This is a genomic window from Streptacidiphilus sp. MAP5-3 (assembly GCF_041262505.1).
Lineage (GTDB): Bacteria > Actinomycetota > Actinomycetes > Streptomycetales > Streptomycetaceae > Streptacidiphilus.
The window spans coordinates 16534-32467 of sequence record NZ_JBGCCL010000018.1 but is presented as its reverse complement, the minus strand read 5'-3'; the positions used below and the strand labels follow the sequence as shown (position 1 = coordinate 32467).

The window sequence follows — 15934 nt, the reverse complement described above, 5'->3', positions numbered from 1 at the left end:
CGTGCTGCCGATCCCCGGCGACAAGATCACCGAGTTCTTCGAAAGCGGCTTCGAGCACACCGCTTGGCGGTTGGAGACCCGCGGAGCGTACGCGGCCGACGAGCGCAGCCAGACTTACCGCAGATGGCTTGACGGCAAGCCCCTGGACATCGACCCCAGCGGCTCCTGGTACGCCGTCATGCGGCGCATCACAGGCCAGGGACGGCGCGTGGAGCGGGTGCGCGTCATCGATCAGCCGTCCACGGAGAACCAGCGCTACAGCCTCGCCAGCGTGCCCGTGAACCTCGACGCCGGCGAGGACATCCGCTACCTGCGGCGAGAGGATTCCGTCAGGCTCGGCCTTCCGGACGATGACCTGTGGCTGTTCGACTCCCGGTTCGTGGCCACGTTCGCGTGGGACGAGTCCGGGTGGGCCACGCACTTGGACGTCACCGACGACCCCCAGGTTGTCCTGGCGGCCTGTCAGGCCCGCGATGCTGCCTGGCATTACGCGATGCGTTACGAGGGGTTCGCCGCGACGGTAGCGTCCACCGTGTGAGCACCGAACTTCCAGCAAGCCCGGGTGTACCTCGGTGCGCGCCTTCGAGAGATGCGCGCCGAGGCCGGGCTCACCGGCCGCGAGCTCGCCGAGCGGCTCAGCTGCACGCAGTCGAAGGTGTCGAAGCTGGAGAGCGGCAAGCAGACGCCAACCCCGGCTGACCTCGACGCTTGGGCCGTGGCCGTGGAGCAGCCAGACGCCGCTGCCGAGCTGAAAGGCCGTCTGCGTGGCCTGGAGCCGCGCTACCGGTCGTGGCGCCGCCAACTCGCCGGCGGACATCGTGTGCGGCAAGAGGTGTCCGTCTCCGAGGAGAGCAAGTCCACGGTGATCCGCGCCTTCGAGCCATCCGTCATCCCCAGCATGCTGCAGACCCCGGACTACGCCCGCAGTATCCTCACCAACGTGTCCGATCTGCACGGCACGGCGAATGACATCGACGACGGCGTCCGCGCGCGGATGAAGCGTCAGGCGCTGCTGTACGAGCCGGGGCGTCAGTTCCTGATCCTGGTGTGGGAGCCAGCCTTGTACGTGCGGTACGGGGCAGCAGAGGTGATGAATGGCCAGTTGGATCGGCTGTCGAGCCTGATCGGCTTGGACACGGTCCGGCTGGGGATAGTGCCGTTTGGGGCAGCGTTGAAGGTCACCCCGAAGCAGGGGTTCTGGATCTTCGATGAGCGGCTTGTGATCGCGGAAACCGTCAGTGCGGAGATGTGGCTCGACGATGCGGCGGACATCGACCCAGGCCCGGAACTCCACCGGCAGCGACACCTGCAGGTCCGTTGCCGCCTCGGGCAGCAGCGGCCAACTCGGCGGCACCGGCCGCCCGGGGATGAAACCGCCGGCCCGCCCGGCGGTCGTGTCATCGAGCTCGGTCACCACTACCACCCCCTCTCACACCGGCCGTCGACCGTTCGGACGGCCTCCTGCCGCTCGCGGGCGAGCTGCTCGAACCCGGAACGGACGCCTGCGCCGAGCAGCCTGCGCACCATGCGCCGCCCGTCGCCCGCGAAGACGCGGAGCGCGACCAGGGCGCTGACGAGCTGGTACAGGTTGTGCATCGGGGTTTCCCCCAATCAACATGGCGGTGCCGCAGCCGCGTTCACACCGGGGAGCCGGGCGCTCCCACCAGCCAGCAAACCTGTTCGGGCCCCCGCTTGTGCAACTCCCGTCAAAAAATCATCGCCGAAAGTAATCGATCAAACACGATCACATGCTGCGTCAGCCGCGACCCGACCCAGGTACTGGGGGTCTTCTCGCCTGCTCGGCGGCCTGCGCTTCGCCCTCTGGGAGGCCGCGTTCCGGCTGATGCATGGTCAGCGGCGGTGGCGGCCCGGCCACGCGCAGCGCTTCCGGCCGTCGGGCAGTCGCGATGGACGGCCTACGCCCTCACCGAGGCCCGGCGACACCGTTGAACCCACGACGTAAGGATGGCGGCGGCGGTGCCCCGGCGTGGGTTGTGCTCGACCCGGCTGACGTAGGGCGCTGAATCTACGCAGGGGGAGCTGTGGCTGACGCACGACCTCGGTGAACTCACGGCATGGCTGAGCCGACCGGGGGCCGCTGGTCACCGGGCGCCACGGCCCTTTGATGTTCCGGCCCCGGGTCAAGGGAGGCTTGCTCCCCTCGGACAGAACCATTTAATAGCGACATGGACAGGTCAATTCCGGACTGCGCAGGGTAGAAATCAGACAGGTGTCAATTGGGACGTGGTTAGTCCACACACGGCTCCTTAGAGTGGCATCTCAGCCGACACAGAGGGTGTACAGAGCACCCCTAGACCCGGCGCCTCAGGAGTGCAACTTGCGCATCCGGAATCTCATAACCACACTCTTCGCCGCGCTGCTGGCAGCAACATTCGCTGCCAGTGCCACCACGGCCTCGGCGGCCACGGCCCCAGTGCCAATTGTCCACGCTCAGGTTGGCACGGTCATCACCAAGTCCGGGCACGTCACCATCGACCCCGCACTGAACCCGAACATCAACCCGGTGGCGGCGCCGGCGAGCAGCCAACGCCCAGGTGCCGGCATAGAGGCCTGGTGCAACGTCACCGCGGCTGAACCCTTCCAGGTCACATCAGGCGGGACGGTCTACGGGCAGTCCAAGTACGCCGGCTGCTCAACGCCAGCTCCGCAGGCATGCCGCCTCGTCGTCGACCTTGAGCGAGGGAGCCCGCTCACAGGTGGAGCCAACGTTGGCCACGGTGACTCGGGTTGGCGTTCATGCAGCGGCTACGTGAATGCGCCCACCAGCTGCGTATTCTCCGTCGTGAAGCAGCCGTTCTACACGATCGTGTCGCTCGAGGCCGAATACCTCGGAGTGTACGGAACCAATGTCGGTCAAAGCGCAGTGGCCTACCTCAACTGCCACTAGCCGATGGGATCTCTGGTGGTGCCTATGCGCCGCCTGGCTGTGCAGCACGATTCGTTACGGTTGCCCGCAGAAGGGGCGTGCCTGACGGTGGATCAACCGGCGGACCACTGAGGTAGTTCGCGAGCTGACGGGCGTCGTCCTCTGAAAGGTGCAGGACGACGCCTGCCCCATTGGGTGCGTCGTCAACGCGTGGATCCAGCCCGATTGCCTGCACGGCTGTGGTCAGGACTTCACGTGCCGGGGCAGGTGCGTGACGAGCAAGGATCGCCGCAACCTCCGGTTCGAAACCATCCTGGGCAGAGGCGTCACGCGCCACGCGGCCACGGCCCCCGCGACCCGCGCCATCATCATCACGGTCGGTCATGTACACACCTTACGCTCGAGGACCGCGGGAAAACCTCCGCAGCAGGGGAAGTCCAGCGCCCTCAACAGCGTCGTGCGTCAGGCGCAGCTCGCTCAAGAACTCCTGTCCGGCGTCCGCTAGATGCCCGCAGCTAGTACTCCAGTGAGAGTTCTCCGTTTTCCCTGGTCAGCGGCCTGGTGGTCGGGAGTGTAGCCGGGCTGCGGCAGGGTCTGAGCGGTGTTCGGCAGGATGTCGCGCGAACGGGTGGCCGCGCCGCATGTAGTGGCAACGCCGTGCGTGTGCTTGGTGTTGGCGGCGCCATATCGACCAGGTCAGGGTGTGGTCGTGGGACGCAGGATGGTGGCGGGATCGAGTTGCCAGCAGACGGCGAATCTCTGCCGGTGTGAGGTCCACGAGGTCGGGCGCGTCCCGGGCGCCACCCCCTTTTCGCGCTCCTGGGCGGCCATGACCGCGAGGAACGCGTGGGCGAGCATGGCGAGGGTGATGTGCCGGTACCAGCCCACGAAGCGGCGGACCTCGTACTGGTCCAGGCCGCACTCGTTCTTCGCGCTCTGGAAGCATTCCTCGATCCGCCAACGACAGCCCGCGATGCGAGCCAGGTCCGCGACGGTGGTGTCCAGGGGCGCACTGGCCAGGTAGTAGGCGATCTCGTTGGGCCGGGCGGTGCTGCGGCGAGCGAGCATCCAGCGCTGGTGGGTGGGCTGGTCACCGTCGAACTCCCACACGGACGGGAGCCGCGCGGCGGCCCAGTCGTAGACGCGCTCGCCCTTGGCACCTTGTCCAGCGGACAGCCGCTGCCAGGCCTCAGCCGGCGCCTGGGTGAAGAGGTGGTCGATGCGCGGACCGTGGACCTGCTGGGATTTGGGCACGGCGACGACGTAGGACAGGCCTGCGTCTTCGAGGTAGCGGCGGAATTGGGAGTCCTGGCCGTAGGCGGAGTCCGCGGTGACCCAGCCGATGGGCAGTCGCGAGGCCAGGGCTCGCTTGATCATGGTCCGTGCCAGTTCGAGCTTGGTGGCGAAGCCCCGATCGTCGGGGACGCGTGCCGTTCGGCAGCGTTCCCGGTCTTCGGTCCAGGACTTGGGCAGGTAGAGCTCGCGGTCGACCAGGGCGTGGCCCTTGGTGGATGCGTAGGCGGCGAAGACGCCGATCTGGCAGTTCTCGGTGCGTCCGGCGGTGCCGGAGTATTGGCGTTGGACGCTGGCGGACACGGTGCCCTTCTTGACGAAGCTGGTGTCATCGATGATCAGGACACCCTCGGGGGTGCCGAGTTGTTCGGCGAGGTAGGTTTGCAGGTCGTCGCGGACTTCGTCTGCGTTCCAGCAGGCGCGGGCGAGCAGGTGCTGGAGGCGGTGCGGGGCCGGGTGGCCGGCGAACTCGGCCAACTGCCAGCTGTTCTTGCGGCCCACCGGGCCGAGCAGCCCGCACACGTAGTCCCGCATCCGGCGCCGCGGCTCGACCCGGGTAAACCGGGCCCCGATCCGCAGGAGGAGTTCGTTCAGTTCCCGGTCCCACACATCCGTCAGATCGTCGATCACACCGAGGGGCTGTCCACGGCGTTGCCACTACATGCGGCGCGGCCACCCGTTCGCGCGACATCCTGCCGAACACCGCTCAGACCCTGCCGCAGCCCGGCTACACTCCCGACCACCAGGCCGCTGACCAGGGAAAACGGAGAACTCTCACTGGAGTACTAGTCGGGGTCCGTGCAGGCCGTCGCCCCCGGACGTGTCGGCCCAGCCCGCCAGCAGCGCGCGCATGGAATGTCCGATGCACCCCTCCACCGCCTGTGACCACGCCTCCACTGTGATCTCCGCGGTGTCCGTGAAGGACCGGTGTCCGATGTCAGAGCGCCGCCACTCGCGAGCCTTCCCTGACCAGGGCGTGATGGGGGCTGCCATATGATCGGTCGCCGGACGGATCCGCGCCAGGACCATGGGGGCCTGTGCTCGTCCCGTCAGACCCGTGGCTCCCAGGTGAAGTAGCGGGCGGCGACGATCAGCCCGGCCAGGCCCCATGCGGCGACGACGAGTACGTCCGTCCAGCGGAACACGGTGCCGAGGAAGGCTGCCTGCATGCCGTCGGCGAAGTGTTTGACGGGGAAGATCCGCGCGGTCCACTGGATCCAGGCAGGTGCATTGTCGCCGAGCGGGATGAAGATGCCCGACAGGAAGAGCAGGGGCAGGATCGAGGCGTTGACGATGGGTGCGGCCGCGTCGAAGTCCGGGATCGCTGCGGTGATCGCGAACCCCAGCGAGCAGAAGCTTGCCGCGCCGACCACAAGCATCACGGCGAAGCGGACCAGGCTGCTCCCGGTCGGCACGTCGGCTTGGTAGGCGAACCGGCCGAAGGCAACGGTGATAGCGACCAGCAGGACTGCGACCAGGAGCGCGTGAATGACACGCGCGCCCAGGTAGGCGGTGGCCGGGAGGGGGGTGCCGCTGGTGCGCTTGAGGACACCGGCGTCCCGGCTGAAAGTCATGCTGATGGCGATGTTGTTGAAGCAGGAGCTGATCACGGCGAAGGAGCCCATGCTGGCCACGTAGTAGGTGGACTGATGCACCGGCCGGCCGCCGATGACCACCACACCGTGCCCGAGGAGGGCGGTGAAGATCACCAGGAACATCAGCGGGAAGGCGAAGGTGAAGAATGCCGACGCCGGGCTGCGCCAGAACATCTTGTTGATGTAGCGCAGTTGCCGCAGCGCTGCGGTGAGCGGGTTCATGACTGCGCCTCCTCGTCAGGCTCCCCGGCCGGCGTCGTGGCGTCGGTGACGGAGGCGACAAGACTCAGGTAGACGTCCTCAAGGGAGGGCCGAATGATCTGCAGGTCGTCGAGATCGACGGCCTGCTCCAAGGCCCAGCCGGTCAGCCGGTGCAGGGCGGCCGCGAGGTCGTCGGGGACGAACTCGACGTAGCCGTCCGCGACGTTCGTTGCCTGGCCCAGGCCGTCCGGTGGCACCGCCCCCGGCGGTAGGGCGTAGCGCACCCGTGTCCTGGCGCTGTTCCGGCCGGCAAGGTTGTCCGGGGCCCCCTCGGCGACGATCCTGCCTGCGGCCATGACCGCCACACGGTCGGCCAGGTATTGGGCCTCGTCCATGTAGTGGGTGGTCAGCAGCACCGTCTTGCCCAGCTGAGCCAGGTCCTTGACGACGTGCCAGGCCTCGTGTCGGGCGGACGGGTCGAAGCCGGTGGTGGGCTCGTCAAGGAAGAGCAGCTCGGGGTCCCCGGCCAGGGCGACCGCCATGTCCAGGCGCCGCTGCTGGCCTCCGGAGAGGCGGATCACCCTGCTGTCGCTCTTGGAGGTCAAACCCACCAGGTCGATGACCTCGCCCACGGGACGTGGACGCGGGTAGTAACTCGCGTACATCGCCACGGTCTCCTTGACCGTCAGATACCGGTCGACCCCAGTGGATTGCAGCACGATCCCGATCCGCGGCTTCAGTCGCTGCCGCTCCCGCCCCGGGTCCAGGCCCAGCACCTCGATCTCGCCCCCGTCGCGCCGCCGGTAGCCCTCCAGGATCTCCACCGTGGTGGTCTTGCCCGCCCCGTTCGGGCCGAGCAGTGCGAAAACCTCGCCGCGGGAGACGTGCAGATCGATCCCGTTCACCACGGGCACGCCGCCGTACCGCTTCAGCAGTCCGCGGGCATGCAGTGCGTCGCCGTCTGTCCCGGCTCTGGCTGCGGTGCGAGTGATCTTCTTGTCCACGATGCCTCCTTCGTACCTCGTCATGCTGTCTGATCCAGGCCGCGTCACCGGGCCGCAGCGCCGCTGCCCGGGGCGCATGTCTCGGTGAGGTGGCGGCGAACCCCTTCCAGCGGATGATGTGCCCGTGGCGGACGTAGCGGGCCGTGGTGTCGTAGGGAGAGACGATCGCTGCTGCTGAAGGTGGCAGTCCGCCGTCCTCGGCGGTGCGCCAGCGCAGGTGGCCTGCCGCGTCACGGTAGTAGTTCTGCACGACGACCCGCCGCAGGGCCTCGGCCTGCGGGCCGGGCCGGTAACCCAGCCCGTGCTGGTGGAGGCGTTCAAGCAGCCTGCAGGCGTCGTTGCTGGCGGCCAGGATCCGGGTCTTGGGCCGGGTCGGGTTCTTTCCCAGCCGGACCTGGCGGCCATAGCGGCGGCACCAGTCCTCATCAACCAGGCCGGTCAGCAGGTGCCCGGCCGTGCGGGCCGCCTCCTCCAGCGCGGCACGGGCCGCCTCGGTGACCAGTTCCAGCCGGGTCAAGTCGCGCACCGCGGCCAGCACGTGGGTGGAGTCGGTGCGCTGGGTGGTGCGCTCGCGGACCAGACCGGCCTCCTTCAAGCGGGCCAGAGCAAGGTCCAGGAGGCGGTCCGCGCGCCCGTCCTGCACCAGCCGCTCCCGGAAGTCGGACAGCACGCTGTGGTGGAAGCCCGGATCGTCCAGCTCAAGGCAGAGCGCGTACTTGAAGTCGACGCGGCACCGCACGGCCTCCGCGGCGTCGCGGTCGGACAGTCCCAGCAGGAACTGCAGCACGCTTACCGTGGCCAGTTGGGCAGGTGACAGACCCGGGCGTCCATCGCGCGGGTACCAGCCGGCGAAATCGTCGTCATGCCACAGTCCGTCCAACCGGTCCCGCACCCACATCGCCGTCGTCCCGTTCGGATTGCTTGCCCGCGCAACCTGCACAGTCAGAGCGGGAACCTGCTCGCCGGAACGGGGACGGACAGACAACGTGCACCTCGCGACTGGGTCGGCCTGCACCACCGTCACGAACCTGCCCACTGACCACGCCACTCAGCCCAGGGCCACCAAGATCACCGACAGAGTCAAGCTAAGTGGCCGGTCGATTGAAGCCGCCCTGTGCCCTGGCCGTGATTCCGGTCACTGATAGTTGGGGAGCATGGCGCAGGGGTGGGTCACCGGGCGGAAGCTGCGGAGGCGGTTGGTCGGGATGCTTGGTTCGCTGCTGGCGCTGGTCATGGTGGCCGGGTGCGGGTACTGGCGGCCTTTCAGCGACGCGGTGGTGGGCACTGAGCAGGGCAGCGTCGTGGTACTGGAGTTCGGCGGTGCCGGGGCGGGGGCACCGGCCAGACCCTGGTGACGTCGGACGACGGCCTCCACTGGCAGGTCTCGCAGACCTTCCCGACGCCGACGGACCCCTCCAGGATGCCCAGGCTGTCACTCCGCACTGAGGACTGCGTGCCGGGAGCACCTGAGCACTGCTACCGGGTGGTGCCCGGGCACGCCCTGGTCCAGGAGACGCGGGACGCGGGACGTCACTGGTTCACGGCCTGGCAGTTGTCGGCCGGGCGCGAGCTGTTCCTGCGGCGCAGCGGCGGATACGCCGAGGACACCACCGGTGCGAGGCTCCATCTGGACTCGACCTCGCTGGTGGTGCTCCTCGTCGCAGCGGGGCATGTGGTGATCGTGGCGGATCAGAACGACGGACTCGTGGTACGCACGGCGGACGGCCGGTGGCCACGTACCGGTCTTGCCCAGCAGCCGCCTGACTCCACCATCCCAGTCCCGGTGACGGGCCTGGGCGCGGCATTGGCAAGGAGTACCTGTTGGCCCTGTGTGCCGCTGGGCTGGCCCTGCTCACTGGAGTCGCTGCGGCTCGCCTCCGCCGGCACTCGGGCCGCTCGCGCCGGGTGGCAGCAGCGCAGGAGGCCGTACGGATCGTTCTCGGCCTCCTGTGGATGGCCACGCCGCCTGCGGTGACGTGGCCGTCGACGGCCAGGTCCGGTTTCCACCCGCGCCTGGTCAGGCCGATCTGGGAGGGGGCGGTCCAGCCGCTCTCCCACACCGTCGTGCTACCGACGGGCCCGATCAGACGCGGTACGACGCGTCCGCCCAGCCGACGAACGCGTCTAGAGGCGCGGTGACCGACCTCCAGCGGCCCGCTGGCTTCTGGAAGCGTCACAGGCCCGCACCTACAACCCCACCACCGGCCGCTTCTTTCAAGCCGACCCCCTCCTCGAAGCCAGCAGCCCCAACCAGCTCGGCGGCTACGGCTGCCGGGGTCTTTGCACGGTGCCTCATCGACAGCGGCCACGTTGCCTTCTTGCACATCTTCAGCGTTGCGCAGCATGCGAGCCGTGAGCGGATGCTGTGGCTGTGGACTGCCCGTCGCTGATCTGTTTTCAGGGTGGCTATGGGGTCCTGCATCTGACACCGGATGCGATCCGGTCTCTCACGGGTGTCCCGTGGTGCTGTCCCGCGGGTGTCCCGTGTTGGTGTTGCAGTTGTCCTGCGGTGAGGCGCGGGACAGCTGGGACCTGCGCGGAAGCTCGCAGAGCGTGTGGGGGCTCGTTGCGCGGGGCACCCCGCCGCTGCGGTCTTGGGGGGCTATTGCCAGCGCATCCCTGTGGGGGCCCTCCGGCGGGCGCGGTGGTCCGGGAAGCAGCCGAGGCAGCAGTATGGCGTTTCGTGCAGCGCGGCAGCAGCGTGACCGTGCCTGTTGAGGCCTGGTACGGCCCGGGAGTCTGCCGTGTGCAGCGCGGTGGCGTTTTGCTCCGCTTCGGACAGCGGGACGTGAGTCGCTGAGCAGGCGGAGCAGCGTGCCGGGCGAGGTCGGAGCCGGAGTGCCTCACCGAGCCGGTCCCGGACCGCACGCGGCCGCGGGTGTCCCGATCCTGCCAAGGGCCCGCGGCGGCCCGAACACATCAACCGTGCCCGCGGCAGCAGGAGTTCTACTCGGCCCGGATCGACGTCGACGACCGGTACCCGGTGATCCCTCTTGCCGGCCGTCGTGGGTACCGTGTCGTCGCCCATGAACCGGAAGGAGACTGGCCTGTGACCCAGGGATCACGTGCAGCGCGATTGTCGCCGACGCGCCACACGTGGTCGTCCAACGTGTCGTTCAACAGCGAAGCTCATCGCACAGGTCTACGAGGGGGAACTGGAGGGCAGCGCCTGTCGGGAGGGTCAGACAGCCGGCAGTGAGGGATCGGGCGTCCATGGCTTCGGCGCGGTGGCGGCCCACCGCTCGTGATCCCTCCAGTCCCCGTTGATGTAGAGGTAGTTGGGGGAGACGCCCTCGAAGCGGAAGCCGAGCCGCTGCACCACGGCCAGGGACGCCTTGTTGCCGGGCTGGATGCACGCCTCCAACCGGTGCAGCCGCAGCTGGGTGAATGCGTACTCCATGACGGCGGCGATCCCCTCGGTGATGTACCCCTTCGCTGCAGAGGGGGCGAAGGCCGCGTAACCGATGGACGCGCCCTGGTAGCGGCCCCGGATCACCGAGTTGATGTTCACCGCCCCGGCCGCGTTGCCGGTCTCCCTCACTCGGATCAGGAACCCCAGATTGCTGCCGTCCTCGAAACGCCGCATCCAGGCCCGGAACTCCTCCGGGCTCGCGGGCAACTGCATCCACGGGTGGTGCAGTTCGACGCTCGCCCGAACCAGGGCGCAGAACTCCTCCTCGTCGTCGAGGGTGAGCGCACTCAGTTCGACACGCGACGCTATGTTGACCATGGGCCCACGGTAGACCTCCTGTACACCAACGGCCCCAGGAGTTTCAGCATTTCTGCCTCCCTCGGCGTGGGCGAGGTGTTTGTGTTGACCGCGTTCGCCAGGACCGCCGCAGCGAGCGGTCGGCGCCGGGCGAGGGACTTCGAGAGCTTTCTTCCTTCGGGACTGACAGCCGATCAACCGCGTGGAGATCGGGCGGCCACGTGGCGAGCATCGCCGAAGTCGTCACGCAGGGTGACCAGGCCGCGCAGGCCTACCGCGCGGTCCCTGGGTGCCGCAGCGCGGCGACGCGTGCTTCCCACCGGATCCGCCGTGACGATGGCGCAGGGACCGTGTACCTCAGGGAGGTGACCTCAGGGGGGTGACCTCAGGGGGGTGACCTCCGCGAGGATTCACTTGCCGGCGCCTACGGGGTCCACCGTGATGACGGGGGCGGAGTTGCTGTCGGCGGGAACGTTGATACCCAGTGACATGGTGTGGGAGTGCGTCTCGTTCGGCGGGGTGACCACGACGCTGGTGAACGTCACCCCGCTGCCGCCGGTGTTGTTGGGCGGGAAGTGCAGGGTGAAGTTGGTGGTCTGCCCGGGCGAGAGGCGGACCGTGGGCACGGCCATCGTGCTGCGCGCAGCGCTGACCGTACCGTCCTGGCCCTTGAGGTCCACGCCCGGGAAGCCGTGCATCGAGCACGTCGTTGACCCGATGTTCTTCAAGTTGATCAGGACCTCGCCCTGCGCCATGCCCCAGGAGCTGCTGAACGACAGGCTCGAGGTGTGGCAGGCCGCCCCAGCCACGGAGTCGCCCCCCGTACCTGAGCTGCTTCCCGTGGAGCCGGAGCTGCTCTGGGCAGTCGGCTCGTCCGAAGCCGAGGCGGTGCTCCCCGTCGAGGACTGCACGCCATTCGAGCCGGCGGAGGAGGAAGCCGGGCTACTGGCCGAACCACTGGCACTGCACGCGGTCAGCGCCAGCCCGACGGCGACGAGCGCGGCAGCCGACAGACCCTGGCGGGCGATCTTCGTACGCATGGAGTCCATGCCTTTCTCACTTTCGATGTTGTCGCCCCGCATCCGGCGGCGACCTGTCCGGTCCGGCCCCTGGACAAACGCGATCACTGGTGGCAGCAACGACTTTGACACACACAATCGCCCAGGCCAGCGCCGTTACAGCTCCACAACACAACGTCAAAGGCCCCGCGACAATCGACACAGGAGCATCACCGCAAGCCGACAGCCCCGCCTGTCTGGACTGCCCGACGAGTCGGTTCGCACCGCGCCGCGACCGGTCCGGCGACGGCGCACGTCGCCGGGCCCATGGCGGCCCCTGGTCCTTCGTTGATCGCTCAATGGAGTGGGAGCGAAGAGCATCCCCGGCCATGACGCCGTCTGCGCGCCTGTGGGCGTGAACCGGGCGACGGCGCTGCGGTGACAGCTCGTCATTTCGGCGCGCGCGGCTGGAAGTTGGGACGCGCGCGGATACTCTCGGTTCATGGATGAGGTGGAGGCTGGCGCTGCGGCCGGGACGCCGGTTTGCCAGGGGTGCGGGAAGCCGATCTCGGGCAGGGAGTCCGGTGGGAAGCGGGGGCGGCCCAGGAAGTGGTGTGGCAGGGGCTGCCAGTCCAAGGCGTACCGCGACGGTCGCGCCCGGGAGTGGGAACAACGGGAAGCCGCAGCGAAGGCCGCGCGCGCGTTGGAACCCCGTCAGGCGCCTTGTGACTCGGCCGACGTCCCGCAGGACGTCCTGGACGACGATGGGGGAGACGCCTGCGAGGACGAGGGGGAGCCGGGCGAGGAAGCGACGCCGCGCGAGCTGGTGCAGTTCCCACGCCGACCAGGTGGCGCGGTTCGCCTCGCTGTTCCTGCGGGGCTTGGAGGGGGGCATCGACGAAGCGACTCCCGCTGCGTAGGCAGATGCCTCCACCGCCATGCTCCATCGCATGGGGAAGTAGGTCAGCGGACGACGATGTCGTGGTCGTCAATCCGGATCTGATCCTCGTCCGCGACCGGCGGCCGGCGGTCCTGCGTGCCGGCTGCTGCGGGCACCGTGTCGTCGCCCGCGAACCGCAGGGAGGCTGCCCCTGCACGGCTCGACTCATGTGCACCGTGGATGTCGCGGAGCCACCCCCGCATCGCTGTCCAACGTGTCGTTCAGCACTCTGGGAGCAGGTCCGGCTGTGACCTTGAACTGGTGCGGCTCGTACCGGATCATGGCGCTGTCCGCGCGCGTGGCTGGGCGGGAGTCGAGCGTGGACCGAAGCTGAGGATCAGTCAGCCGAGCAGGCTGGCATTCGCCGTCGTCGGGTTCGTTGTGGGGATGACGTGCACGGTGAGGCCCGGGACGGCCGTGGGCGTGGCCTGTCAGCTGGTCGGTCGACTGCTTCCTGCTGCTGGCGTTGGCCGTGCACCTGAAGCGTGGGAACGCGTAGCGGTGGCTGCGCCTTCGGCTCAGCGGTGCTGCTTGCGGAGGGCGGCGATGCGCTGCTCGACATCGTCGACGAACCAGTCCGGGATCTGGCCTGTGGCGCGGAGGTGGGGGCGTTCCTGGTGGGTCAGCTGTTCGGAGGCGGCGTCCACGGCCACGGCGTAGTCGAGCTTCTTGTCGGACATGGACTCGCGACGCATGTCCCCGCCCATACGGACGGCCCCGCCGGCACCGCCGCCCACACCGCGGCCGCCTCCGCTGGCGCCGGCGAGCGTCGAGAGCCAGCCCCAGAAGCCGAGTTTGCGGCTGTGCTTGTCGATGTGGTCGCGTATGGCGAGCCAGCAGAGCCGGTCGTCGTTGAGCTTCGGCACTGCTGCGGTCGGGCTCGGCTGCTTCGTGTTCTTCCAGGCCACCGTCGTTCCCCCTCCGTCCCTGCGTCCCCGTCAGTCCGGGTGCGGCGATCGATGACCGTGGACCCGAGATCCACAAGGGGGCCAGGACGGCAGGATTTCCATACGTGCTCTTGATGCCGGCCCTGATGAGGCTTCCTGAAATCGGTTCTGACTGGAAGTCCGTGAAAGGCCAGGTCAGCGGGCGGCATGGTGAATGGTTTCCTCGCGGGATCTTCCTGGTAGGGGTCTGCGCGCGATCGGGGGTGTGCTGTTTCCCGGCGTCGATGTTGAGTTGGAGCGGCTGATCGTCAGCCCGGGGTTGCTGGTGATCGAGGCGGCGGGACGCGGGGAGCCACCGCGGTGCCCCGGGCTGCGCGACTGCCGGTCGGCGCGTCCACTCGTCCTACTGACGGGTCCTGAGCGAGCGGCCCGCGATCGGCCGCAAGCCTGCGATACGCCTGCGGGTCCGGCGCTTCTTCTGTGACCGCAAGCGCTGCGGTCCAGCGTCTCCTGCGCGGGGGTCCGTCCACGGCGGCGGGAGCTGCCACGGGGGAAGCAGGCTCGCGCGGCCGGTCGTTGTCGGTGCCGCGCTCGCGGGGCGGGCTGTGTCCGGGTCTTGCACTGGGGGCACGCATACGGCGGCCGGCGGTCCTCGATGGGGGCGGCCTGCACGTCGGTGCAGACCGGTGCCGGGAGGGTACGCGCCAAGTCCCGCAGGTCGGCGGGTATGAAGTCGGCCGGGTCGATCGTCACCTGGGTGCTCCTTCCCGGGGCCGCCCGGCGGTCGTTGACCACGGGGGCCTGTGTTGCCGAGCGGCTACACCGAGTGAAGCACCGGGCGCGAGGCGGAGGAGTGCCGGTCATGGGGGGGGTATTTCGGTGACGGGGTGCCGGTTCGGGGTACCGCAATTGAGACGGCGTCAGTCGGTCGTCCACGGGGCGGTGCGGTCGTGGGCGTGTGTCCGGACGGTATCGGCGTGCTGCTGCGGACGATTCGTGAAGTACCTGGCCTCACGGGGGAGGAACAGGCGCGCATGGTCGAGGAGCATCTCGGCGAGCCCTTCGACGTCGCCGATGTCAAGCGTTGGGAGACAGTACGGCGGATTCCGCAGGAGACCCTGGTTCCAGCCGGTCGCGGGCCTGCGGTCTGACTGTGGAGCGGGTGAGCCGGGCCTGCGCAGCGTCGCGGCGGTGCCGGCGCGCACGGTTCGGAGGGCAGCACGTTGAAGCGCAGGAGGTTCATCGGGACCGTGGCCGCCGCCGGCGTGGCGGTGCCGGGTCCCGTGCGGTTCCCGCGAGGGAATTCACACCGCGCTGGTGCCGTCGGCCGACGGTGACCTCGCCTACCTTGAAGCAGCGTTCGAGCGGCACCGCGGCGGATACGGAGGCCGCTCTCCCGAGCCGGTCCTCGGGGAGACACAAGGAAACGCGGTGCGCGTTGCACCATTGACCTGCGAGAACGCCTCGGCATTACGTTCAGATTGGCATGTGCGGTTTTGCGGATCGCTGGTAGCCGACCCAACCACGAGGTCCGCGGTACCGGGGCCGTCGGCGAGCCCGGGCACGACCAGGTGCACGGCATTGACGGTAGTGCCGAAGTCGGCGCCGGGGTCCGGGAGTTGATGTCACGGCCTCACGGTCGGGGTGCGAACGTGGTGGCCGTCAGTCGGGGAATGACGCGCACGACCTCTCGGGATGGTCGTCTCCCCGTGACGGCTGCGGATCGCGAATCGGGAGTCGTCCCGGTAACTTCCCAGCGGGTCGGCGGTGGTTCGTGATCCGTATGTCGCAGTGGCCGGCGGGAAGCCTGTCGGAAAGGCACGTTGTCAGCGCACCCGCGAGTGCCGAATGCGAGCCCGGCACCGCATGGTGTGCACCAGGAGCAGCGCGGTCAGAACTACGCCGGTGATTGCGTGCCAACGGATCCGAGTCGGATGCCAGTCGAGCCAGTCCCACAGACCGGATGCCAGCATGGCCACCGTCATCACCGCCAGCAGTGCGTCGGCGAGGGCCAGCCTGCTGCCGCGGCCGTACAGGGTCTGGACCCGGACCAGACGTGACCCAAGCCTGGCCGATGCGCGACGGCGCTGGACCAGGTGCGCCACGACCAGTCCGACGAAGACCAGTCCCACCAGGATGTGGATTGTCAGGACCGGCTCGAATACGAGCGAGACGACGGTGGTCACTATCAGTCCCAGATGGACCCACCACCGGTACGCCTGCCGTCTGACGGTGCCCGGCCCCGGTATCCGCGCAGAGCCGCTCACCGTGTGTCTCCCTGTCCGCCGACTGTGCCGCTGTCGTCTTTGATGCGGCTCGGCATTGGCACAACCCGCTGTGTCCCATCCTTCCGAGGGGCAGGTGCGGTGGATGTGGGGGATGCCCCTGAATGACCCCTGATCAGGCCCTGAGCCGCGATC

General features: G+C 68.6%; 11 protein-coding genes and 2 pseudogenes. 5 read left to right on the top strand and 8 right to left on the bottom strand.

Annotation, left to right across the window (positions count from 1 at the left end; translation table 11 throughout):
- Nucleotide 1 precedes the first annotated feature (1 nt).
- The 3 genes from ABH928_RS24265 (at nt 2) to ABH928_RS24255 (ending at nt 2908) form a co-directional block, all read left to right on the top strand.
- Nucleotides 2-538 (top strand): DUF6879 family protein, encoded by a 537-nt coding sequence (locus ABH928_RS24265; protein WP_370069956.1) that lies wholly within the window; start codon nt 2-4, stop codon nt 536-538.
- A 24-nt stretch (nt 539-562) separates the two neighbouring features.
- Nucleotides 563-1963: a helix-turn-helix domain-containing protein gene (locus tag ABH928_RS24260; RefSeq protein ID WP_370069954.1), complete on the top strand. Its 1401-nt coding sequence runs from the start codon at nt 563-565 to the stop codon at nt 1961-1963.
- 375 nt (nt 1964-2338) lie between these two features.
- Complete coding sequence (locus tag ABH928_RS24255) at nt 2339-2908, top strand: hypothetical protein (protein WP_370069952.1); 570 nt, start codon at nt 2339-2341, stop codon at nt 2906-2908.
- Nucleotides 2909-3721: 813 nt separating this feature from the next.
- Here the strand turns inward: ABH928_RS24255 and ABH928_RS24250 are convergent.
- From ABH928_RS24250 to ABH928_RS24235, 4 genes and pseudogenes are all read right to left on the bottom strand, one after another.
- A pseudogene (locus ABH928_RS24250) lies at nt 3722-4807 on the bottom strand (IS701 family transposase); the annotation flags it as partial.
- A 422-nt stretch (nt 4808-5229) separates the two neighbouring features.
- The gene (locus ABH928_RS24245) at nt 5230-5997 is read right to left on the bottom strand and encodes an ABC transporter permease (protein WP_370069950.1); all 768 of its coding nucleotides are present in this window, start codon (nt 5995-5997) and stop codon (nt 5230-5232) included.
- A complete protein-coding gene (locus ABH928_RS24240) occupies nt 5994-6980 on the bottom strand; it encodes an ABC transporter ATP-binding protein (RefSeq protein WP_370069948.1) in 987 nt (328 codons plus the stop codon). Before ABH928_RS24240 ends, ABH928_RS24245 begins: the two co-directional genes overlap by 4 nt.
- A gap of 673 nt (nt 6981-7653) precedes the next feature.
- Nucleotides 7654-7878 (bottom strand): annotated as a pseudogene (locus tag ABH928_RS24235) (transposase); the annotation flags it as partial.
- A gap of 256 nt (nt 7879-8134) precedes the next feature.
- Between ABH928_RS24235 and ABH928_RS24230 the strand changes: the two are divergent.
- Nucleotides 8135-8335 carry a hypothetical protein gene (locus ABH928_RS24230; RefSeq protein WP_370069946.1) on the top strand — a complete coding sequence of 67 codons (201 nt, stop codon included), beginning with the start codon at nt 8135-8137 and terminating at the stop codon, nt 8333-8335.
- A gap of 98 nt (nt 8336-8433) precedes the next feature.
- Nucleotides 8434-8955 (top strand): hypothetical protein, encoded by a 522-nt coding sequence (locus ABH928_RS24225; protein WP_370069944.1) that lies wholly within the window; start codon nt 8434-8436, stop codon nt 8953-8955.
- Between the two features lie 1206 nt (nt 8956-10161).
- Here ABH928_RS24225 and ABH928_RS24220 read toward each other — a convergent pair.
- The 4 genes from ABH928_RS24220 to ABH928_RS24205 form a co-directional block, all read right to left on the bottom strand.
- Nucleotides 10162-10710, bottom strand: coding sequence for a GNAT family N-acetyltransferase (locus ABH928_RS24220; protein ID WP_370069942.1), 549 nt, complete (start codon nt 10708-10710; stop codon nt 10162-10164).
- 389 nt (nt 10711-11099) lie between these two features.
- A complete protein-coding gene (locus tag ABH928_RS24215; RefSeq protein ID WP_370069940.1) occupies nt 11100-11729 on the bottom strand; it encodes a DUF4232 domain-containing protein in 630 nt (209 codons plus the stop codon).
- A gap of 1416 nt (nt 11730-13145) precedes the next feature.
- Nucleotides 13146-13535, bottom strand: a complete 390-nt coding sequence (locus ABH928_RS24210; RefSeq protein WP_370069938.1) for a hypothetical protein — start codon at nt 13533-13535, stop codon at nt 13146-13148.
- A 1805-nt stretch (nt 13536-15340) separates the two neighbouring features.
- Entirely contained in the window at nt 15341-15781 is a 441-nt protein-coding gene (locus ABH928_RS24205; RefSeq protein ID WP_370069936.1) for a hypothetical protein, read from the bottom strand.
- Nucleotides 15782-15934: the final 153 nt, after the last annotated feature.